General features: G+C 64.7%; 20 protein-coding genes. 11 read left to right on the top strand and 9 right to left on the bottom strand.

What is annotated here, in order from left to right:
- The first annotated feature begins 95 nt into the window (after positions 1 to 95).
- Together XH96_RS22195 and XH96_RS22190 are read left to right on the top strand one after the other, a co-directional pair.
- Positions 96 to 2405 carry an NADP-dependent malic enzyme gene (locus XH96_RS22195; protein ID WP_194387663.1) on the top strand — a complete coding sequence of 770 codons (2310 nt, stop codon included), beginning with the start codon at positions 96 to 98 and terminating at the stop codon, positions 2403 to 2405.
- Between the two features lie 320 nt (positions 2406 to 2725).
- A complete protein-coding gene (locus XH96_RS22190) occupies positions 2726 to 3178 on the top strand; it encodes a DoxX family membrane protein (RefSeq protein WP_194387662.1) in 453 nt (150 codons plus the stop codon).
- A 3-nt stretch (positions 3179 to 3181) separates the two neighbouring features.
- Here XH96_RS22190 and XH96_RS22185 read toward each other — a convergent pair whose 3' ends face one another.
- The 5 genes from XH96_RS22185 to XH96_RS22165 all read right to left on the bottom strand — a co-directional run bounded on the left by XH96_RS22185 (position 3182) and on the right by XH96_RS22165 (position 8757).
- Complete coding sequence (locus tag XH96_RS22185) at positions 3182 to 4291, bottom strand: helix-turn-helix domain-containing protein (protein WP_194387661.1); 1110 nt, start codon at positions 4289 to 4291, stop codon at positions 3182 to 3184.
- A gap of 528 nt (positions 4292 to 4819) precedes the next feature.
- Entirely contained in the window at positions 4820 to 5371 is a 552-nt protein-coding gene (locus XH96_RS22180) for a dihydrofolate reductase (RefSeq protein ID WP_194387660.1), read from the bottom strand.
- 7 nt (positions 5372 to 5378) lie between these two features.
- Complete coding sequence (locus tag XH96_RS22175) at positions 5379 to 6404, bottom strand: polysaccharide deacetylase family protein (protein WP_194387659.1); 1026 nt, start codon at positions 6402 to 6404, stop codon at positions 5379 to 5381.
- Between the two features lie 162 nt (positions 6405 to 6566).
- Entirely contained in the window at positions 6567 to 7136 is a 570-nt protein-coding gene (locus XH96_RS22170) for a glutathione peroxidase (protein WP_194387658.1), read from the bottom strand.
- 88 nt (positions 7137 to 7224) lie between these two features.
- Complete coding sequence (locus XH96_RS22165) at positions 7225 to 8757, bottom strand: L,D-transpeptidase (protein WP_194387657.1); 1533 nt, start codon at positions 8755 to 8757, stop codon at positions 7225 to 7227.
- A 208-nt stretch (positions 8758 to 8965) separates the two neighbouring features.
- On the opposite strand from XH96_RS22165, the gene XH96_RS22160 reads away from it, so the two are divergent.
- Together XH96_RS22160 and XH96_RS22155 are read left to right on the top strand one after the other, a co-directional pair.
- Positions 8966 to 9514 carry a CreA family protein gene (locus tag XH96_RS22160; protein WP_028180735.1) on the top strand — a complete coding sequence of 183 codons (549 nt, stop codon included), beginning with the start codon at positions 8966 to 8968 and terminating at the stop codon, positions 9512 to 9514.
- Positions 9515 to 9612: 98 nt separating this feature from the next.
- A protein-coding gene (locus tag XH96_RS22155) for an IS630 family transposase (RefSeq protein ID WP_194394098.1) occupies positions 9613 to 10561 on the top strand; the annotation gives its coding sequence in 2 pieces (ribosomal slippage) (positions 9613 to 9948 and positions 9950 to 10561; 948 coding nt in all).
- Positions 10562 to 10600: 39 nt separating this feature from the next.
- Here the strand turns inward: XH96_RS22155 and XH96_RS22150 are convergent.
- Complete coding sequence (locus XH96_RS22150; RefSeq protein WP_246789706.1) at positions 10601 to 10795, bottom strand: hypothetical protein; 195 nt, start codon at positions 10793 to 10795, stop codon at positions 10601 to 10603.
- Positions 10796 to 11206: 411 nt separating this feature from the next.
- Between XH96_RS22150 and XH96_RS22145 the strand changes: the two genes are divergently transcribed.
- Both XH96_RS22145 and XH96_RS22140 read left to right on the top strand, forming a co-directional pair.
- Positions 11207 to 11371, top strand: a complete 165-nt coding sequence (locus XH96_RS22145; protein ID WP_165936172.1) for a hypothetical protein — start codon at positions 11207 to 11209, stop codon at positions 11369 to 11371.
- A 32-nt stretch (positions 11372 to 11403) separates the two neighbouring features.
- Positions 11404 to 11766: a hypothetical protein gene (locus XH96_RS22140; RefSeq protein ID WP_194387656.1), complete on the top strand. Its 363-nt coding sequence runs from the start codon at positions 11404 to 11406 to the stop codon at positions 11764 to 11766.
- A 12-nt stretch (positions 11767 to 11778) separates the two neighbouring features.
- Here XH96_RS22140 and XH96_RS22135 read toward each other — a convergent pair whose 3' ends face one another.
- Positions 11779 to 12024: a DUF6719 family protein gene (locus XH96_RS22135; protein WP_194387655.1), complete on the bottom strand. Its 246-nt coding sequence runs from the start codon at positions 12022 to 12024 to the stop codon at positions 11779 to 11781.
- A 67-nt stretch (positions 12025 to 12091) separates the two neighbouring features.
- On the bottom strand, positions 12092 to 13561 hold the full coding sequence (locus tag XH96_RS22130; protein ID WP_194387654.1) for a PLP-dependent aminotransferase family protein: 1470 nt from the start codon (positions 13559 to 13561) through the stop codon (positions 12092 to 12094).
- Between the two features lie 75 nt (positions 13562 to 13636).
- On the opposite strand from XH96_RS22130, the gene XH96_RS22125 reads away from it, so the two are divergent.
- The 5 genes from XH96_RS22125 to kynU all read left to right on the top strand — a co-directional run bounded on the left by XH96_RS22125 (position 13637) and on the right by kynU (position 18864).
- Positions 13637 to 14362, top strand: coding sequence for a pyridoxamine 5'-phosphate oxidase family protein (locus XH96_RS22125; RefSeq protein WP_194387653.1), 726 nt, complete (start codon positions 13637 to 13639; stop codon positions 14360 to 14362).
- A 55-nt stretch (positions 14363 to 14417) separates the two neighbouring features.
- Positions 14418 to 15695: an ArgE/DapE family deacylase gene (locus XH96_RS22120; RefSeq protein WP_194387652.1), complete on the top strand. Its 1278-nt coding sequence runs from the start codon at positions 14418 to 14420 to the stop codon at positions 15693 to 15695.
- Positions 15696 to 15968: 273 nt separating this feature from the next.
- Complete coding sequence (locus tag XH96_RS22115; protein ID WP_194387651.1) at positions 15969 to 16778, top strand: alpha/beta hydrolase; 810 nt, start codon at positions 15969 to 15971, stop codon at positions 16776 to 16778.
- Between the two features lie 35 nt (positions 16779 to 16813).
- Positions 16814 to 17653: a tryptophan 2,3-dioxygenase gene (kynA, locus tag XH96_RS22110; protein ID WP_028180727.1), complete on the top strand. Its 840-nt coding sequence runs from the start codon at positions 16814 to 16816 to the stop codon at positions 17651 to 17653.
- Between the two features lie 8 nt (positions 17654 to 17661).
- The gene (gene kynU, locus XH96_RS22105; RefSeq protein ID WP_194387650.1) at positions 17662 to 18864 is read left to right on the top strand and encodes a kynureninase; all 1203 of its coding nucleotides are present in this window, start codon (positions 17662 to 17664) and stop codon (positions 18862 to 18864) included.
- A 39-nt stretch (positions 18865 to 18903) separates the two neighbouring features.
- Here the strand turns inward: kynU and XH96_RS22100 are convergent, their stop codons facing one another.
- Positions 18904 to 20157 carry an acyl-CoA dehydrogenase family protein gene (locus XH96_RS22100; protein WP_194387649.1) on the bottom strand — a complete coding sequence of 418 codons (1254 nt, stop codon included), beginning with the start codon at positions 20155 to 20157 and terminating at the stop codon, positions 18904 to 18906.
- Positions 20158 to 20300: the final 143 nt, after the last annotated feature.

The following is a 20300-nucleotide window of genomic DNA, read 5'->3' as shown; positions in this document are numbered from 1 at the left end:
TTCATCCCGTTTCCATGACCCGGAAATACCGTTTCGCTTGGGCGGCAGCTCCGGATCATGCATTTTGATGCCGGTAACGTGAGGCGAGACTCCGCATGTCGTCCTATTCTGATGATCTCCACCAGGCGGCGCTGGCCTATCATCGTCTGCCGCGCCCCGGAAAGCTCGAGATCCAGGCAAGCAAGCCGCTTGCCAACCAGCGCGACCTCGCGCTGGCCTATTCTCCGGGCGTTGCCGCCGCCTGCACCGAGATCGCCAAGAACCCGGCCGAGGCGGCCACGCTCACCACCCGCGCCAACCTGGTCGCGGTGGTCTCCAACGGCACCGCGGTGCTCGGCCTCGGCAATATCGGCCCGCTGGCCTCCAAGCCGGTGATGGAAGGCAAGGCGGTCCTGTTCAAGAAATTCGCCGGCATCGACGTGTTCGACATCGAGATCGCCGCCGACACCATCGACCGTGTGGTCGAGACGGTGGCGGCGCTCGAGCCGACCTTCGGCGGCATCAATCTGGAAGACATCCGCGGACCGGAATGCTTCGAGATCGAGACGCGCTTGAAGGAGCGCATGAAGATCCCGGTCTTCCATGACGACCAGCATGGCACCGCCATCATCGTCGCCGCGGCGATCACCAACGGCCTCAGGCTGAACGGCAAGAAGCTGTCGGAGGTCAAGATCGTGGCCTCGGGGGCAGGGGCGGCCGCGCTCGCCACGCTGAACTTGCTCGTCTCGATGGGCGCGCAGCGGAAGAACATCTGGGTCTGCGACATCGACGGTCTCGTGCATGAGGGGCGCAACACCTCGATGGACCGCTGGAAGTCGGTCTATGCGCAGAAGACCGACAAGCGCACGCTCGCCGACGTCATCGGCGGCGCCGATATCTTCATCGGACTCTCGGCACCCGGCGTGCTCAAGCCGGAGATGGCCAAGGCGATGGGCGACAAGCCCTTGATCATGGCCCTTGCCAATCCCGTGCCGGAGATCATGCCGGAAGAGGCGCGAAAGGCGCGCCCCGACGCCATGATCTGCACCGGCCGCTCGGACTATCCGAACCAGGTCAACAATGTCCTCTGCTTTCCCTTCATCTTCCGCGGCGCGCTCGACGTCGGCGCCACCGCCATCAACGAGGAGATGAAGCACGCCGCGGTCGAAGCCATCGCGCAGCTCGCGCGCGAGGCGCCGTCGGATGCCGTCGCGCAGGGGTTTGACACGGGCGAGACCCAAGGCTTCGGCCCGGGCTCGCTGATCCCAAGTCCGTTCGACCCGCGCCTGATTCTGCGCATCGCGCCGGCTGTCGCCAAGGCGGCGATGGAGTCGGGCGTCGCAACGCGCCCCATCACCAATTTCGACGAGTACACCGCGTTGCTGGAGCGCTTCGCCTTCCGCTCCGGCCTCGTCATGAAGCCGATGTTCGCCAAGGCCAAGACCCAGCCGGTGCGCGTGATCTATGCCGAAGGCGAGGACGAGCGTGTGCTCCGCGCGACGCAAGTCGTGCTGGAGGAGAACCTGGCCCGGCCGATCCTGGTCGGCCGTCCTTCGGTGGTGGAGGCGCGCATCAAGCGCTTCGGGCTCTCGATCCGCGCCGGCAAGGACTTCGACCTGGTCAATCCCGAGGACGATCCGCGCTACCGCTCCTATGTGCAGTCCTATGTCGAGGTTGCTGGCCGCCGCGGCGTCACGCCGGATGCAGCCCGCACGGTTGTGCGCACCAACAACACCGTGATCGCCGCGCTCGCGGTGACGCGTGGCGAGGCGGATGCCATGCTTTGCGGCGTCGAGGGCCGCTACATGAGCCATCTGCGCCATGTCCGCGAGATCATCGGCTTCTCGCCGGGGATCAGCGACTACGCGGCGCTTGCGCTGCTGATCACCAGCAAGGGCGCCTTCTTCATCGCCGACACGCAGGTTCGGCCCAACCCGAGCGCGGAAGAGCTCGCGGAGATCGCATCGCTCGCCGCGGTCCACGTGCAGCGCTTCAACATCAAGCCGAAGATCGCCTTCGTCTCGCACTCGGATTTCGGCAGCTACGACACCGAATCCTCGCGCAAGATGCGGCGGGCGACCCAGCTGTTGAAGGAGAAGCATCCGGAGATCGAGGCCGACGGCGAGATGCAGGGCGATACCGCGCTCTCCGCCGCTGCGCGAAGGATGGTGTTGCCGCACTCCAAGCTGGAGGGCGAGGCCAACATCCTGATCATGCCGACCCTCGACACCGCCAACGTCGCCTACCAGATGATCAAGTCGCTGGCGGACGCGCTCCCCGTCGGCCCGATCCTGGTCGGCCCGGCGCACCCCGCGCATATCCTGACGCCGTCGGTGACCGCGCGCGGCATCCTCAACATGACGGCTGTTGCAGTCGTCGAAGCCCAGGAGCGCGCGGCCCGGCAGCAGCCGACGTTGTTCACGTAGTTGCTTCGTACCCCTCAAGATATTTTAGGAAGCGCTCGCTCCGCAAACTCGTCATGCCCGGGCTTGTCCCGGGCATCCACGTTCTTCGTCCCGCGAGGCAAGCCGTGGATGGCCGGGACAAGCCCGGCCATGACGTCGAGAGCGTTTTGGCAGATCACACCGCTCTCGGTTCGATTCCGCTAGGGAGCGCCAACCGAACGGAGCGCCGCTCCCTTTTGAATTCCTCGCACTTCTCCATTTCCCCGTTTGTAAACCGGCGCGCGACTCTTCATAATCCCTGCAAGCGTTCCGTGCTGTAGCGCTTTGCCAAGAGGCCGATCATGCCAGCGTTCGTGACTTTCGGGCGAATCCTGTTCGCCGTTCTGTTCATCTACACGGGCGCGACCAAGCTCTTTGCCATCCAGGCGACCGCGGATTTCATCGCCACCAAGCTCGTAGTGCCCGATGTCATCGCGCCTTACGCCACGCAGATCGAAGGGGCGACGGCCATGACGACGCCGCAGCTGCTGGCGATCGCGGTCGGCGGACTCGAGGTCATCGCAGGGCTGATGATCGCGCTGAATTTTGGCGCGCGCTTCTTTGCGATGCTGCTGATCATCTACGTCGCCGTCGCGACCGTCCTGTTCTACGATTTCTGGAACCAGACCCCGCCGGACAACGCCAAGATGCTGGTCGACGCGCTCAAGAACCTGTCGATCATCGGCGCGCTCTGCATGATCATCGGCTACGGCCGCGCCACGCGTCCGGCCGAGGCGGCCTACGGCGACGTGTAGCGATTAATGCGCCCTTGGGGGCGCGATCTCGCGCATCCAGCGGGAAATCGTTGCGCTGCTCGTTGCATCGGTGCCGTGCTGCAGGCCGAGCAATGCGGCCTCGCGCGCTGCGCGGGGCGTAATGCCGTAGGCTGCCTTGAACGAGCGCGTGAAATGCGCGTCGGTGCCGAGCTGCCAGCGCCGCGCGACCTCGCTGATGCGCGGACCACGCGAGCCCGAATTGGCGAGATCGAAGAACGCGCGGTGCAGCCGACGGCTGCGAATGTAGTCCGCGATGCCGCCGACGGGCGCGAACAACCGGTACAGTGAAGCCCGGGACAGGCCGAAATGGGCCGCGATCGAATTGGCCGACAGATCCTCGCTGGCAAGGCCAGCCTCGATATATTGCCGAATCCGCATCAAGGACGGGCTCGCAGCGACGGTATGGTCGGCGTAGCCACGTTCGAGCTCGTTGCGCAGGCACGCGGCCAGCAGCGAAACCGTGCCCTCGACCACCGATTGGCATTCGTCGAGCGTCATGCGGGGCGCAAATTCGACCAGAGCGGTGAGATGTCCGGCCAGCAGCCTTGCGATCACGCTGCTGCCCGGCAGGACCAGGCCGTGCAGGTCGTCGACCCGCAAGAGATGGGTGCCGAACATCGGGCGCGGCACGACCAGCGTGATGTTCTCGAAAGCCGTCGCCTTGGTCTCCAGCGTCTGGGCGAGGTCGAACAGGCAGATGTCGCCGGCGCGCACACGGATCGGCCGGGTGCCGGCGACGCCGTCGTAGCCACCCTTGAGATAGAGCTGGAGAATGATGTGGTCGACGCCGCTGCGCGCAATCGTTTCGGGGGTACGGCGGAAACGCTGGCCGCTGGCACGGCTCAGCCCGATCAGCAGCGGGCCCATGGCGTAGGAGCTGATGTCGGCGCGAAACGGGCCCGGTTCGTCGGCGGCGAGTTCGTCGACGTCGAACAGCGTGGCGACCGATTCTCGCCAGGCGGCGAGGTTCGCATCTGCCTCCATCCGATCGGCAGTGAAGCCGAATGCCGGCAGCAGGGACGAAATCGGGGCTGCATCGCCCGTCAGCCCGGAGGCGTCTGTCGGACCTGTCGTCGTGCAGTCGTCGTTCATGGTGCCTGTGGTCGCGTCTCGATCATCGTTGAGGCCGGAACCGGCCAGCCCGGGCCAATCATGGCAAGGATTTCCGGAGGGCCATGGAGGCCTTCGGCGGGAGAGACCCGAGCCCCGTCGTATATGGTGATTATCCCGCAGAGGGAAAGCGGCTCATTTCTGTACCAATGCGGACGTCTCGGTGCAGGCAGTACCCAATCGGCGTCTTCCGCCACGATGCAGGCCGTCCAGTTTTGCGTTTTTGTCTCAGTCTATTGATCCGGTGTTTCTCAATCGTCAGCTCGTATTGACGCGGCGCCGCGGACGTTGGCTATAGCGCCATGACCGCCGTCGGGGCCGATTATCGGGCCTCGGCCAATATGCTAGCCGGCTTTGCGCTGGCCGGCGGCGGCGCCAATTTTGCTCGATGAACCGGTAAGATACAAAAAGGTATCGTGATGCCGGTACTGTGCATGGGGTTGTTCCTCAATTTTTGCCCGAGCCTCATCCTACCGGTGTGAGCGAAAGCCGGCCGGCCATGCCGGGAGGCTACTTTGGCCGCCACGGCGTCACGGTCACCTCATGTGCCGCGTCGAGCACGTACGGGGCGCCCGGCTTCAATCCGTGCGAAGCCAGCACCTCGTGAGGCGTCCGCGCCGGCACGCCGCCGAAACAGCCTTCGCCGCCGGGCAGCCACACATGCGGGGCTTCCGACAGCCAGAACGCGTCGTAGCGGTCCATGAACATGTCGAACACGAGCGGACCGCCGATGATGGCGATCATGCCGGAGGCGACGTCCGCGAAGGCGCAGGCCTCATCAAAGCTCGCGTGCTGCGGATTCCACAGCGTCGCGTTCGGCATCTCAGGGTCGACGGTGAGGTCCCTGATCTTGCGGGTCAGGATCAGCCGCTTGCGCTTCGGCGAATTCGGCTGCTGCTCATGCGAGTGTCGGCCATGCACGATCAGCGCGGCGCGATCGAGCGCCTGCTCGAAGAACAGCTTGTCGGCTTCGAACTTCAGGCTGTCGGGCATGACGCGATCGGCGTCGGCAAGCATGCCGTCCGCCGAGACGATGACGTAGCCTTCGATACGGAAAGACAACGGCCTTCTATTCGGAAACGGTCGTCACCACGGAATTGACCGGGCGCTGGCTCACCGTCGGCAGCTTGGCGTCCTTGAGCAGCTCCTGGTCGTATTCCGGCAGTGTCGATGCCGGGAACTTGGCGCGCATCGCCACCACTTTGTAGCCGCCGGCCTTCAGCCGCTTGAGTAGCTCGGGCAGGGCCTCCGCAGTGTGCTTCTGGAAGTCGTGCATCAGGATGATGCCCTTGCCCTTGGTATCGAGCTTCTTCATCACGGTCTCGACCACCTTCTCGGGCTTGGAGGCCTTGAAGTCGAACGAGTCGATGTCGCAGGAGAAGATCGCGACATTGCGGTTGCCGAGATAGGTGACCATCTCCGGCGGATGCTGGAGCGCCGGGAAACGGAAGAACGGCGAGGGCGAGATGCCACCGAGCGCCCATCTCACGGCGCTGAAGCCCTTCTCGATCTCGTCCTTGCGCTGCGCTTCGGTGAGCTTCTTGTTGTTGAGGTTGGCGTGCGACCAGGTGTGGGCGCCGACCGTATGACCGGCCGCGTAGACCTGCTTCAGGATTTCCGGCTCATAGGTCGCGTGCTTGCCGATGGAGAAGAAGATACCGGTGGTGCACTCGTCGGCGAGCGCCTTCAGCACTGCGGGCGTGTTGCGCGGCCAGGGGCCGTCGTCGAAGGTCAGCACCACCTCCTTGTCGCGCAGGAAGTCGAGCTCCTTGAAATGCTCAAAGCCGAAGCCGGGACCGCCCGTGGTATCGATCTCGACGGTGCGGGCGACGCCGAGCGCGCCCGGCGTGTTGCAGGCCGCGCGCGCCGGCTGCGGCGGCTGCTTGGGCGGAGGCGGATTGACGAACCCTGCTGGCGCGGCGCCTGTCGCGGGAGCGGCAGCCGGAGCCGTCACGGGCGCCGACGCGACCGGCGTCGCCGCCGGTGCGGCTTGCGTCGCGGCTGCCGGCTTCGCGGCCGGTGTCTGCGACCATGCTGCGCCGGTCATCGCAACCGACATCGCGCCTGCCAGAATCAGTCCTGCCGCCACACGCATGGTGTTGTCCTCGAGATTGGCCCCGTTGTCCCGCCGCGGCTTTTCGCCTGTGGCAAAACCGTCCCGCCCCAAACGATCCTAGCCTAGATGGTGCGGCATCGCCATTGCAACGGCTGTTTGACCCACCCCGACACTTGTGCCCAGCCGGATGGCGCACCTGCGTCAACTGTCGGCCAGCGCCCTGGCAATGGCCGTCTTGATCCGCGTGTCAGCCGGTTCGACCGCGGACGCAAAGACGTCGGCGATATAGCCGTCGCGGCCGATCAGGTATTTGTGGAAGTTCCACTTCGGAACTTCCTTCGGTCGCGCCTCGGCAGCCCATTTGTAGAATGGATGCGCTTTCGCTCCGAGCACCACGGCCTTGGCCGTAACCGGGAAGGTAACACCATATTGGTGGTGCGCGGTCTCCGTGATCTCGCTCGCGCCGCCGGGCTCCTGGGCCCCGAAGTCGTTGGAAGGTACGCCGATCACGGTGAGCCCGCGGGGGCGGAATTCGTTCCATAGCTCTTGCAGGCCGGCATATTGCGGCGTGTAGCCACAGAGCGAGGCAGTGTTCACCACCAGAAGCGGTTTGCCGGTGAACGCGGCGAGGCGGATGTCGTCGCCTGACAATGCGGGAAAGGAGAAGGCGTAGGCCGAAATCCGGCTCATGCCGCCATCGGCGAAAGCGCGTGCTGCCGGCGCGATCGCGCCTGCAACCGTTGCGACGAGCATGGTCCTGCGATTCATCATGACGGCGTCCCCCGAAATGATCCGGGCCGCATGTTACCCCGCCGGCACGACCGGACTGCTCAACACCGCGTTATCGGGGCGACGAAGCCTAGTACAGGCGGACGATGAAATCGGTGCCTTCGCCGGTCTCGCCCTGGTTGATGCCCTGGTCGGAGACGATGATCGAGCCGCCGGACGTCAGCATCTCGTTGATCCTCGCCATGGTCTCCGCGGGGATCGAGATGCGGTCGAGGGCCTCGGCCGGACCGTCCGGCGTGACCACGGGCCTGACGGCGACGGGGATCACGGCGGCGCCGCGCTGGCCGCGCGCGAGGCGGCTGTCGTCCACGCGTGCCGCGGAACGGGCGGAGACGGGCAGCGACACCACCGACCAGCGCAGCGAATTGGCGTCGGCCTTGTCAACTTCGGCGGTGAAGACATGCGTGCCGAGCGGCCGGTCGCTCGCGGCGATCGTGACGGGCACCTCGAACAGCGGCGCAAAATTCTGCCGCACATAGAGCTTGGAATCCTTGCGGCTGATGAAGACGGCAATCTGGCCGGCCCGCTTGGGCGCTTCCGGTTTTGCGGCTGGCGCCGGGTCGGCAACGCGGGTCTCGTCCTTCTTTGCGTCAGGCGAAGTAGTCATTTGCGCCGTGGCCGGCGCATTGGGCGTCTTCGCAGAGTCCACCGCCTCCGTCTTGACCGGCTCGGCTTTGACCGCCTCGACCTTGTTGGCGGGCTTGTCGTCGTGACCTGGCTTGATTGTACCGAATGCCTCGGCCGTCCTTGCCTTATCGGCCGGTGCGACGGCTTCCTCGCGCGCGGGCGCGCTGCCCGTGGTCACATCCGACATCGCGGCATGGCCGAGGGACGCACGCAACGCGAGCACGCTGTCGGCGCTTGCAGTCTTCGTCTCCGCGGGCTTGGTTTCGGCGGCGCCCTTGTCGCCCTTCTCGCCGACGGTAGTCTGCGGCTCGAGGCTCGCCATGGGCTGCGGCGGCACACGCACCGACGCGAGCAGGGGATGCGAGAAGCTGTGCGGCGTCATCTCGCCGGGCGCGACGATGACGCGCGCGCCCATCCTGGTCCAGTTCCACATCTTCACCGCGAACGACGTCGGCATGCGGATGCAGCCGTGCGAGGCCGGGTAACCCGGCAACACGCCGGCATGCATGGCGACGCCGGACCAGGTGATCCGCTGCATGTACGGCATCGGCGCGCCGCTATAGATGTTGGAGCGATGGAATTTGTGCTTCTGGATGACGCTGAACACACCCATCGGCGTCGAATGGCCCTTCATGCCGGTCGAGACCGGGGATTCCGCGAACGCGCCTTTGCTGTCGTAGACCGTCACCTTCTGCCGGTCGATCGAGACGACGATGACGAGCGGTCCCTGCGGCTTGGTGCCGGCTTCCTTCTCGGCGATTTCTTTCTTGCCGACTGTTTGGCGCTTCTGCGGCTTCTGGCGCAGTGGCTCGGGACGCTGCCGGGCGTAATAGGAGCCGTCGGAATAATCCGTCCAATAGTAGAACGCCGCGTCCGCGTGGCTGGTCGTGCCGATCGCACCCGCCGCCGTCAAAATGGCGACCTGCCAAAGCCGCGCCGACTTGGCGGAAGAACCCGACCCACTCACGCTGTTCATCCTCGAATCCACAATCCAAATCAGACGTTAGTCTCGCAAAGGGGATACGCGTTCACCAGCAGGGTGGTTCTGCGATCAGCTACTTTTGTCCAAGCCGTAGCAGAAAAGCCTCACGGAGCGGTAAACGGCGGCCGCGCCGGCCGGCCTGTCGCCTTCCTGTCGGGCTGTCGCGTTCCTACATTGCGGGGACTTGTTACCGGAGAGCTTCATGTCATCTCGTTTCCCCGGTCTTTCAGGCATCCGCTTGAAAGGCCTCGCTTTATTCCTCCTGGCTCTGACTGCACCAATGGCGTCGGCATCCGCCGCCGACGAGCCCGATCTGATCTTCCGCCGCTCGACCGTGTTCAAATGGATGAGCCCGAACGACAAGCTTGCGACCTATGGTCTCGACGATCCGGAAGTCGAGGGCGTCGCCTGTCATTTCACGGTGCCGGAGAAGGGGGGCTTCAAGGGGTGGCTGGGCCTTGCCGAGGAGGTCTCGGACATCTCGCTCGCCTGCCGCCAGGTCGCCCCGATCAGGTTCAAGCACAAGATGGAGCAGGGCGACGACATGTTCCGCCAGCGGCGCTCGCTGTTCTTCAAGAAGATGCAGATCGTGCGCGGTTGCGACGCCAAGCGCAACGTGCTGGTCTACATGGTCTATTCGGACAGGCTGATCGAGGGGTCGCCCAAGAACTCGACCTCGACCGTGCCGATCATGCCGTGGGGACCGGCGGACACAAACGTCCAGAAGTGTGGCGAGTTCTTCACTCAGTGACGCCCTAGAGCGGTTCACGAATTTATTGAATCGGAAGGGATTCCGGATCTGGGGCGAATATGATTCAAGATGCTGGCTGGGCTGGAGGCCAGCATCCGATGGTGCGACCAATTTCCAACGATTTGCGCAAGCGCGCGGTATCCGCTGTTGCCAAAGGTGAGAGCTGCCGATCTGTGGCGGAACGGTTTGGCGTTGCGGTCTCGTCAGTTGTGAAGTGGTCACAGCGTTATCGAGCGACCGGTTCGGTAGCGCCTGGCAAGATGGGGGGTCACCGCAAGCCTGTGCTTGATCCGCATCGCGCCTTCATCGTCGAACGGATCACTCAGACGCCGCATCTGACGCTGCATGGCCTGAAGGCGGAACTGGCAGCCCGTGGGGTCAAGGTTTCACACAACGCGGTCTGGCTGTTCCTACGCCGGGAAGGGCTGCGGTTCAAAAAAAACATTGTTCGCCCTCGAACAGGCTCGCGCCGACGTCTCTCGTAGGCGCCAGCGTTGGCGATCCTGGCAGGCCGGACTTGATCCGGGTCGGCTCGTCTTCATCGATGAGACCTGGATCAAGACCAACATGGCCCCTTTGCGAGGCTGGGGCCCCAAAGGGGCACGCCTGCGTGGCTTCGCCCCGCACGGGCATTGGCGTACCCTCACATTCCTCGGCGCACTCCGCCATGACCAACTCACAGCACCCTGCGTCTTCGACGGCCCCATCAACGGCGAATGCTTCCGCGCTTATGTGAAGCACCTTCTCCTGCCAACCCTGCGCGAGGGGGACATCGTCATTCTCGACAATCTCGGAAGCCACAAGTCGAAAGCCATCAGGCAGATGATCAAGGCTGCCGGCGCCAGGCTCTGGTACCTGCCGCCATACTCGCCCGACCTCAACCCGATCGAACAGGCCTTCTCCAAGATCAAACATTGGATGCGGCAAGCTCAGAAGCGCACCATCGAGGATACCTGGCGCCATATCGGTCACCTCGTCCAGGACATCCAGCCTCGCGAATGCGCCAACTACTTCGCAAGCGCCGGTTATGCTTCAATCAAAATGTGAAACGCTCTAGCGTTCACTCGGTGACGCGCTTGCGTTCGCTCAAAGACGATCGTCCGGTTTCGCGAGATGCGAACCGGTCAGGCGCACGAAACTCTGCGGTACAGCCTCGAAGCCGCGGCTCGATTGCAGCGCCATTTCGCCGGCGCTGCCGCGAACGGGTGGTTCATCTCCGCGATGCCTCGGTGGATCCGCATCGCGCGGCGTTGCGCGATTTCCCGCCATCATGGTGGCCATTCCTCAGTGAACGCGCCCGATCCATCGGGCGTCTCGGTTTCGATGGCTTGGGTCGCGGCCGAACCGCGCCCGGTTCAATAGGATCGACCCTGCCCTCGATTGCTGCCCTGTTCAGCAGAAAAACGTAAAATGCGTATGAAGCGCTTGAGGCGGGAACATGACGGCGCCGGTGCAGGGTGCGTTTCCGCGCTGGAGCCGGAACTTGCCGGACCACTTTGAGCGGCAGCCTGACCTCTCTGAAATGACTGGCATTTTCCGAAAATTGTTTCGTCGTCACGGGCGGGACGAAACAATTCTCACCGCGACGAAACCATTTTCAGCTTTTCGCGCATCACGCGCGAAACCGCCCATGGTTATCAGCGTCACAACGACGACGGCGCACCGCCGGCCACCGAATTGGGATAAAAGATCATGCGCGCCCTCAGCTTCATCCTTGCTTTCGGTTTCGTCCTCGCCGGCTCCTCGTTCGCGGGGGCGCCTGACGGTAATCTCCCCGGTGTCGGCACCTTCCAGTACAGCGGCTCGCCGGTCACCATCACGCCGGCGCAGCCGATCGTGGTCGCCGCCCGCTTCTGACCGCACACAAGACAACAGCCGGCAAGGCCATCATGTTGCTTCGTCTCTGCGCCGCGGCGTTCATGTCCCTTCTGACGGTCGGTTCCGTTCAGGCGCAGGTTCGCACACCCTCCCGGCTGCCCGATCCACGCAGCGAATTCGTGCGCCAGTGCGCGCCGCGCATGCTCGGGCGCTGGGAGCATCCGGAAGCGGTTTGCAGCTGCCTCCACGACCATGCCGCCGCTGCCGTCGAGGACCGCGATCTGCGCGAGGCGCTGCTGCGCGGCATCACCGAGACCGGCGTTCCGACGATCGAGACCGATTGGGTGCCGGTATCCAAGCAGGGTGAGATCGGCCCGACCTTCACCAAGATCGCCAAGCCGACCTTGCAGTGCATGTTCGATCCGGCGAAGTAGCTTCTCAGCTGTTCATTTCGATTTCGGCCCGTGCCGCGGCACGCAGGAGCTCGTGCGCGAGACACCCTTGTCCGTCATTTTGGCGCCGCGTACCTCCTTGACCTGACCGGCGGGGCAGGTTCCGTCATCTACCAGCACACGCTGCCCGAGCTTCAGATCGACGATGTCCTGCTCGCGTCCGACGCTGCCAGCACGCGCCGTCGAGGCAAGCGCGGTGGCGATCAGGAGCGAACAGCAGGCGGTGCGAAGAAGTGACATGACGGAAGCTCCCGGAATTGAGGCTGCAATGTAGGGGCCGGTCAGCGATTCTGATAGTGAAGCCTGGTTACGCCCGCCGGCCCGATCTGCTTTTCGCGCGCAAGGCCGAGCGCGATTCCCGGGCGAGCCGGTCGGCGGAGGCCACGAGTTGCGGAATTGCATGCCCCGAAAATCCCAGCACGAAGCCGGGCAGTGGACGCGCGCGCGAATAGGTGTCGGCCAATAGCCAGCCCTCGACGCAGGCCGCTCGTTTGGCCTGCGCTGCCACCGACAGGTCGACCGACGGATCGAACCGGGCGACAAGATGCAGTCCGTGGGATGGCACCGGCACGGATAGAACGCCGTCGGATCTCGCCTCCAGCGTCTCGGCCAGCGCATCACGCGCCTCGCGATAGAATTTTCGCACGCGCTTCAGGTTCGCGGCGAAGGCGCCCGAATTGAGCATGTCGGCCACAGCGCCTTCCATCAGCGTGCCGGGAAAGCGGTCGAGTGCCGCGCGCGCTGCCGCCACGTCCGCGATCAGGCGTTCGGGCAGGGCGCAATAGCCGATGCGCAGGCCCGGAAACAGCGTCTTGGCAAACGTGCCCAGGTAGATCACGCGCTGGAGCCGATCGATGCCGGCGAGCGACATCAGCGGTGCGCCGTCATAGCGGAACTCGCTGTCGTAATCGTCCTCGAGCACGAATGCGCCGGCCTGCCTTGCCCAATCCAGAAGCTCGAGCCGCCGCGGCATCGACATCTGCACGCCAAGTGGAAATTGATGCGACGGTGTGACGTAGGCTGCGCGCGCGGAAGGCGCCGCGATACGGCCGTTGGCGACACGCATGCCGTGCTCGTCGACGGGGACGGGTACCGCGCGATAGCCGCAATGCGCGATGGTTTTTCGCGCGGCCGGATAGCCGGGGTCCTCGCACCACACCTGGTCATTGGGCCTCAGGATCGCGCTCAGCACGATGCGCAGCGCGTGCAGCGTGCCAGACGTCAGAATGATCTGATCGGGATCGCAGCGCAGGCCGCGCGCCGACAGCAGATGATCGGCAATCGCCGCGCGGAGCTCGCGGCTGCCGCGGGGATCGCCATAATGCAGGTGCTCGGCCCCGAACGCACGCATGCGGCGGCCGACGAAGGCGCGAAAACGCTGCACCGCGCGCTCGTCGATATGGGTGCAGCCGAGCGCGAACGCGCCTTGCCCGGGCGTTTCGACAACCACCTTCGGCTTGTTCCGCTCGGCCATCCGCGCAGGGATTCGTGCGGCGACGAACGTTCCGGAGCCAACGGTTGCGTCGGCAAAGCCGTCGGCGATCAGACGCTCATACGCGGTGACGACGGCGTTGCGCCGGAAGCCGGTCTGCCTGGCCAGCGTCCGCGATGGCGGCAGCAGCTCGCCGGGCTTGATGAGGCCGGAGACGATCGTCTCGCACAGCGCCTGATAGAGCCGGTGCGCGGCGGAGGCGCCGGCCGTGATGTGCGGCCCCGTGAGGTCGAGGGGCAGCTCGGTCTTGCCGGGCGCGGAGGAATTGGTCGGAATTTTTCGCATGGAATTGGAACTATCGCAGACCAAAAGCCCCGCTACAACTGCGCTGGAATTCTTCCAATCCGAGCGGGAGCGGCCGTGAGCCAGACTGAGACTTCAAATTCCTATCCGACGTCGGCGCGCAACCAAGTCAAGCGCCGGCACGATCGAGGCTTCTACGATCACGCCACGGTCCACCGCATCCTGGATGCCTCGATGCTGTGCCACGTCTCCTATGTGGTCGACGGCCAGCCCTATTGCACGCCGACTTTCTTCTGGCGCGAGGGCACCAGGCTCTACTGGCACGGCTCGAGCGCCAGCCGCATGCTGCGCAACCAGAGCAAGGGCGAGCGCGTCTGCCTGACGGTCGCCCATCTCGACAGCCTCGTGCTGGCGCGCTGCGGCTTCAACCATTCCGCCGATTACCGCGCGGTCATGGCCTTCGGCACGGCCTATCTCGTCACCGACCCCGAGGAGAAGGAGCGGGCGGTGATCGCCATGGTCGACCGCTTCTTCCCGGATCGCACCGCCGGCCTGCGGCAGAGCACCGCGCAGGAGATCAAGGCAACCTCCTTCATCGCGATGGAGATCGAGGAAGCCTCGGCTAAGATCCGGGCCAAGGGTGTCGCTGACGACGACGAGGACTATGCGTTGCCGATCTACGCGGAGCGCATTCCGGTCCGCACCGTGCTCGGCGCTCCGGAGCCGTGCCAGCGCCTGCTCGACGGTGTGAGCCGGCCCGCGACGCTGAATGGCTATTCCGAAGGCCGGCTGCTCGAAGATGCATTGCGGGATGCTTATTTTGTGGAGTACCCGAACGGCTGAAATCGGCTAGTTTGCGCACTCCTTGAGAACCATTGAGATGCCTGGAGTTGCCCTGATGAATGCCGAAACGCAGCAGAGGATTCTTGACGCCGTCGACAGCGGCTTCGAAGCTCAGCTTGCAACCACCCGCGATTTCGTTGCGATCCCATCGACCCGCGGGGCGGAGGGGCCGTGCCAGGACATGATCGGCGATCTCCTGCGGCAACGCGGCTACGAGGTCGACGATTGGCACATCAATGTCGACGATCTGAAGGATCTGCGCGGCTTCGGTCCGATCGAGCACGATTTTTCGAAGGCACGTTCCGTGGTGGGCACTTACCGTCCGCAGACCAATGGCGGTAAATCGCTGATCCTGCAGGGGCACTGCGACGTGGTGCCGGCCGGCCCGCTGGAATTGTGGGATACGCCGCCATTCTCGCCGGTCATCAAGGACGGCAAGATGTTCGGCCGCGGCGCCTGCGACATGAAGTCGGGCACGATCGGTGCGCTCTATGCGCTGGACGCGATCAAGGCCGCCGGCTTCAGGCCGACGGCGCGGATCCACTTCCAGTCCGTGATCGAGGAAGAGAGCACCGGCGTCGGCGCACTTTCCACGCTGCAGCGCGGCTATCGTGCGGACGCCTGCTTCATTCCGGAGCCGACCGGCGGCAAGATGGTGCGCTCGCAGGTTGGCGTGATCTGGTTTCGCCTGCGCGTGAAGGGGCATCCGACCCACGTTGCCTTCGCAGGTTCGGGCGCGAACGCGATCATGGCGGCGTATCACCTGATCCAGGCATTGCAAAAGCTCGAGATCGAATGGAACGAGCGCGCCAAGGCCGATCGTCACTTCAAGACGCTCAACCATCCCATCAACTTCAACCCCGGCATCATCAAGGGCGGCGACTGGGCCTCGAGCGTGCCGGCCTGGTGCGACGTCGATTGCCGGATTGCGGTATTGCCGGGCTGGTCGATCGCCGATCACCAGAAGGAGATCATGGCTTGCGTTGCTGCTGCTGCGCGAAACCACCGCTTCCTGGCCAACAATCCGCCGGAGATCGAATGGTCTGGCTTCCTGTCCGAAGGCTATGAGCTGACCGACGCCGCCGCGCCGGAAGCTGCGTTCGGCAAGGCCTTCGGCGCCGTCTATGGCGGCGCGGTCGAGGACCTCGTCTTCACCGCGCTCACCGACACGCGCTTCTACGGCCTCAATCACGGCATTCCGAGTCTGTGTTTCGGGGCCAGCGGAGGCGAGATGCATGGCTTCAACGAGTTCGTCGACCTGGAGTCGCTGAAGAAGACGACCAAGGCGATGGCGCTGTTCATTGCCGAATGGTGCGGCGTGGAGAAGGCCTAGCTCTTTCCGCCGTCATGGCGAGGAGCGAAGCGACGAAGCAATCCAGGCTGCCGCGGCGGCAAGATTCTGGATTGCGTCGCCGCGCTTGCAATGAGGAAAGCGGTCCATCAGATCCCCATTCAGGCGGGAATGGCGGGAATATTTGCCGCTCCGCTGCCCGAAACTCGGGCGTGGCTGAATCCTTTAAGCTTAAAATAAAGACTAGGAGGGCGGCCTTGCCGGTGGCAGACTGGTGTCCGGCTTGCTGGCCTTAAGTCCGTCGAGGAAATCACGATGCGCGATTGGGATGACGCTTATGCCAATTCGGCCCACATCGCGGGCGCGGACAAGATGCCGGCGCTGTGGGCGGAGCGGGCGGCGACGTACCGCGCCGGACTGACAGAGTTTCGTTCCGACATCGCCTATGGCGCCGGCGAGCGCCACAAGCTCGACCTGGTCCTGCCCGACGGCGACAGCAAGGGCCTCGTCGTGTTCGTCCATGGCGGCTACTGGCTGCGCTTCGACAAATCGACCTGGACCGATCTCGCCGAAGGCGCGCGCCATCATGGCTGGACCGTGGCGCTGCCGAGCTACACGCTGGCGCCGGCTGCGCGCATCTCCGACATCACAGCCGAGATCGCCGCCGCGATCGCCAAGGCGGCCTCGCTCGTCGCAGGACCGATCCGGCTCGCCGGCCATTCCGCCGGAGGCCATCTCGTCACCCGCATGCTGTGCGACGACACGCGCCTCGAGTCCGCCGTCTACAACCGCATCGCCGGCACGCTCTCGATCAGCGGCCTGCACGACCTGCGTCCGCTGCTGAAGACCAGGATGAACGAGACGCTGCGCATGACGATGGAGGAGGCGACGCTGGAAAGCGCGGCGCTGCATCTGCCGCGCGGGCATTCCCCGGTGACCGCCTGGGTCGGCGGCAGCGAGCGGCCCGAATTCATCCGCCAGTCCGATCTGATCGCCAATGTCTGGACCGGCTTCGACGTGCCGACGCACCTCGTCCTCGATCCCGGCCTCAACCATTTTACCGTGATCGACGGGCTGAAGGACCCATCCTCGCCGATCACTGCCCGCCTGATCGGCCTCGACTGAGCAAAGCCCGGGAAGATCGATCGAAAGGACCTGTCATGACGTCCAGTGACTACGATCCTACGAGCGAAGGCGCCGAGACCGATTTCGCCCGGCGGATGTCCTACGGCGACTACCTTGCACTGGATGCGATCCTCGGCGCGCAGCACCCGCTGTCGGAGGCGCATGACGAGATGCTGTTCATCATCCAGCATCAGACCACGGAGCTCTGGATGCGGCTTGCCATCCACGAGCTCAGCGCCGCGCGTCGGGCCATCGCGAAAGACGAGGTGCAGCCCGCCATGAAGATGCTGGCGCGGATGTCGCGCATCTTCGAGCAGCTCAACGGCGCCTGGGATGTGCTGCGCACGATGACGCCCAGCGAATATACCCGCTTCCGCTCGCAGCTCGGGCAATCCTCGGGCTTCCAGTCGCGGCAATACCGGCTGATCGAATTTCTGCTCGGCAACCGCAATCACGCCATGCTGAAGCCGCACGCGCACGATGCGGAGACCACCAAGCTGCTCGAAGCGGAACTTGCGACGCCAAGCCTCTATGACGAGGTGTTGCGCCTCGCCGACCGCAACGGGCTCAAGATGCCTGCGGCGGTGCTGGCGCGCGATGTCCGTGAGACCCACAGCTTCAACGAAGGCGTGCTGCAGGCCTGGCGTATCGTCTACGAGGCGCCGGAGACGCACTGGATGCTCTACGAACTGGCCGAGAAGCTGGTCGATTTCGAGGACTATTTCCGCCGCTGGCGCTTCAACCACGTGACGACGGTCGAGCGCGTCATCGGATTCAAGCGCGGCACCGGCGGCACTGGCGGCGTCAGCTATCTCAAGCGCATGCTGGAGGTCGAGCTATTTCCCGAACTCTGGCGCGTGCGCACGATTCTGTAGGGATGTCCATGACCCGGCTTCGCGTCTACGACGACACCAGGGCGCTGTTCCATTTGCCCGACGGCGTGATCTATCTCGACGGCAACTCGCTGGGGGCGCTGCCGCTGGGCGTTGCCGAGCGGGTTGGCCGCGTCATCACGGACGAGTGGGGCAACGAGCTGATCCGCGCCTGGAACACCGCGGGCTGGTACGCCCAGCCGCGCCATGTCGGCGACCGCATCGCGCGGTTGATCGGTGCTGCAGCCGGCTCGGTGATGGTCGGAGACACGCTGTCGCTCAAGGTCTATCAGGCACTCGCCGCCGCGCTCGACATGAACGTCTCGCGCAAGGTGATCCTATCGGATACCGGTAACTTCCCGACTGACCTCTACATGGCCGAGGGCCTGATCGAAACGCTTGGGCGCGGCCATCAATTGCGCCTGGTGGCGCCGGAGGAGATCGAGACCGCGTTATCGGAGGAGGTCGCGGTGCTCTACATCACCGAGGTCGACTACCGCACCGGCCGCCGCCACGACATGGCGAAGCTGACCGCAAGAGCGCACGCCCTCGGCATCGTCACCGTCTGGGATCTCGCGCATTCGGCCGGTGCGCTGCCGGTCGATCTCGCCGGCTGTGGCGCCGATTTCGCCGCAGGGTGCACCTACAAATATCTCAATGCCGGCCCCGGCGCGCCGGCCTTTCTCTACGTCGCGCCACGCCACGCCGATACTGCGCGCGCCGCGCTGTCGGGCTGGATGGGTCATGCCAAGCCCTTTGCCTTCGAGCTTGCCTATGCCGCCGCCGGCGGCGTCGAACGCATGCGCGTTGGCACGCCGCCGGTGCTGGCCATGGCGGCGCTGGAAGCCTCGCTCGACATCTGGGACCGCGTCGACCTCGCCGAGGTCCGCGCCCGCTCCCTGGCGCTCGGCGATCTCCTGATTGCCGAGGTCGAGCGCCGCTGCCCGTCTTTGAACCTGGTCACCCCGCGCGCTCATGAGCGCCGCGGCTCGCAGGTCTCCTTCGCATTCGAGGGCGGCTACGCCGCGATGCAGGCCCTGATCGCGCGCGGCGTCATCGGCGATTTCCGCGCGCCCGACATCATGCGGTTCGGCCTCACGCCGCTGTATATCGGCGAGAGCGAGATAGTGAGGGCGGCCGAGATCATCGAGGATGTGATCGCAGGCGAGGTGTGGCGCCGGCCGGAGTATCAGGTCGTGAACGCCGTGACGTGAGCAGGGAGGACCGGCACCGCGGGCGGATCCTCCCCGCATTCATGCGCCGAACGTGCCGTAAGGCGCGAAATGCGCGTCGTAGGACGGGCCCTTGATGATGCTGTGGAGCTGCCGACGGCGAGCCCCCATGTTGCCGCCGTCATAGAGCGGGAAGCACATCGCATCGTTCATGAGTTCTGCCAGCGGGTGCATGTCGGTGTAGCTGTCGACCCCGACCACGCGCATGCAGTCGTAGACGACGTCCACGCAGGTCTCCGAGCAGAACACTTTCGTCATCACGGCGAGCTCGTGCTCCTTTCCGCCCGACAGATCGTATTGATGGCAGGACTTCCAGGTCAGGTAGCGGCAGGCCTCGATCTTCATTTTGATGTCGGCCAGCATGTAGCCAACGGTCGGATAGTCGATGATGGGGTGCGGCCCGGAGCGGGCATCATTCCTGGCGAAGTCGAGGGCATGATCGAAGGCAGCTCGCATGACGCCGACGCAGGCGGCGCCGATCAGCGCAGCGGTCCAGGCAAAGTTGGTGGAGACGATCTTGATCCCGTCGCCGGGCTTGCCGATGATGTTTTCGGCGGGAACGCGGACGTTCTCGAATTTCATTCGCGGCGAGATCGTCGCCCGGTGTCCCGCCGTATCCAGTATTCCCGTCACCTGCACGCCGGGCAGGTTGCCCGGCACCATGATGACGGCTAGCGATTCCTGCGCGCCCTTGTTGGGATCCGTTCGGCACACGACTGCATACAGATGGCAGTTCTTGCCGTCCCAGCCGGTCCCGTTCGTCGTGTAGTGCTTTTCGCCGTTGATCACCCACTCGTCGCCCTCGCGCCTGGCGAAGGTTTTCACGCCGTAGCGCGGATCGACGGCATCGAAGTTCGCGCCGCCCGTCACCTCGGTGAAGGCGAGCGCGCCGAGCCGGGTTCCATCCTCGATGAAGTCAGGCAGGAAGCGCTTCTTCTGCGCCTCCGTCCCGAAGAACACGATGGGTTTGACGCAGAGACCGGTCCCGAGCAGCGTGCTGGGCACGTTGACATCGACCGCGGCCAGCTCTTCGGCGGCGATGGCGAAGTCGAGTGCGGGAACGTCGGTGCCGCCAACCTCCTTGGGAAACAGTCCCTTGACGAAGCCGGCTTCGACCGCCTTCTTGTGAAACGGCCGCGTCGCATAGAAGCGCTCGTCCGGCTTGCTGTACTGGCGGATCGTCGCGCGAACGTCCTTCAGCACCGTGTTGGCGAAGCTGCGCGCGCCTTCGCGAAGCGCGGCCTGCTCAGGGCTGAGCGTGAAATCGACAGGCATGGCTATCCTCCTCAAGACCTCGAGACGTGTCGACGCGCCGTCCCATGGCGCGCCCCGATTGACGGGAGGGAGGCTATGCGCGTGCGCAATGATGGTCTTGTCCGACAGCGTCCGGGCTTTATGCTGACAGTGAACAAGCTGTA

The sequence above is a fragment of the Bradyrhizobium sp. CCBAU 51765 genome (assembly GCF_015291725.1).
In the GTDB taxonomy this organism is placed as follows: Bacteria; Pseudomonadota; Alphaproteobacteria; order Rhizobiales; family Xanthobacteraceae; genus Bradyrhizobium; species Bradyrhizobium liaoningense.
The sequence above is the reverse complement of the archived record's forward strand: the minus strand, read 5'-3'. Positions and strand labels throughout refer to the sequence as shown.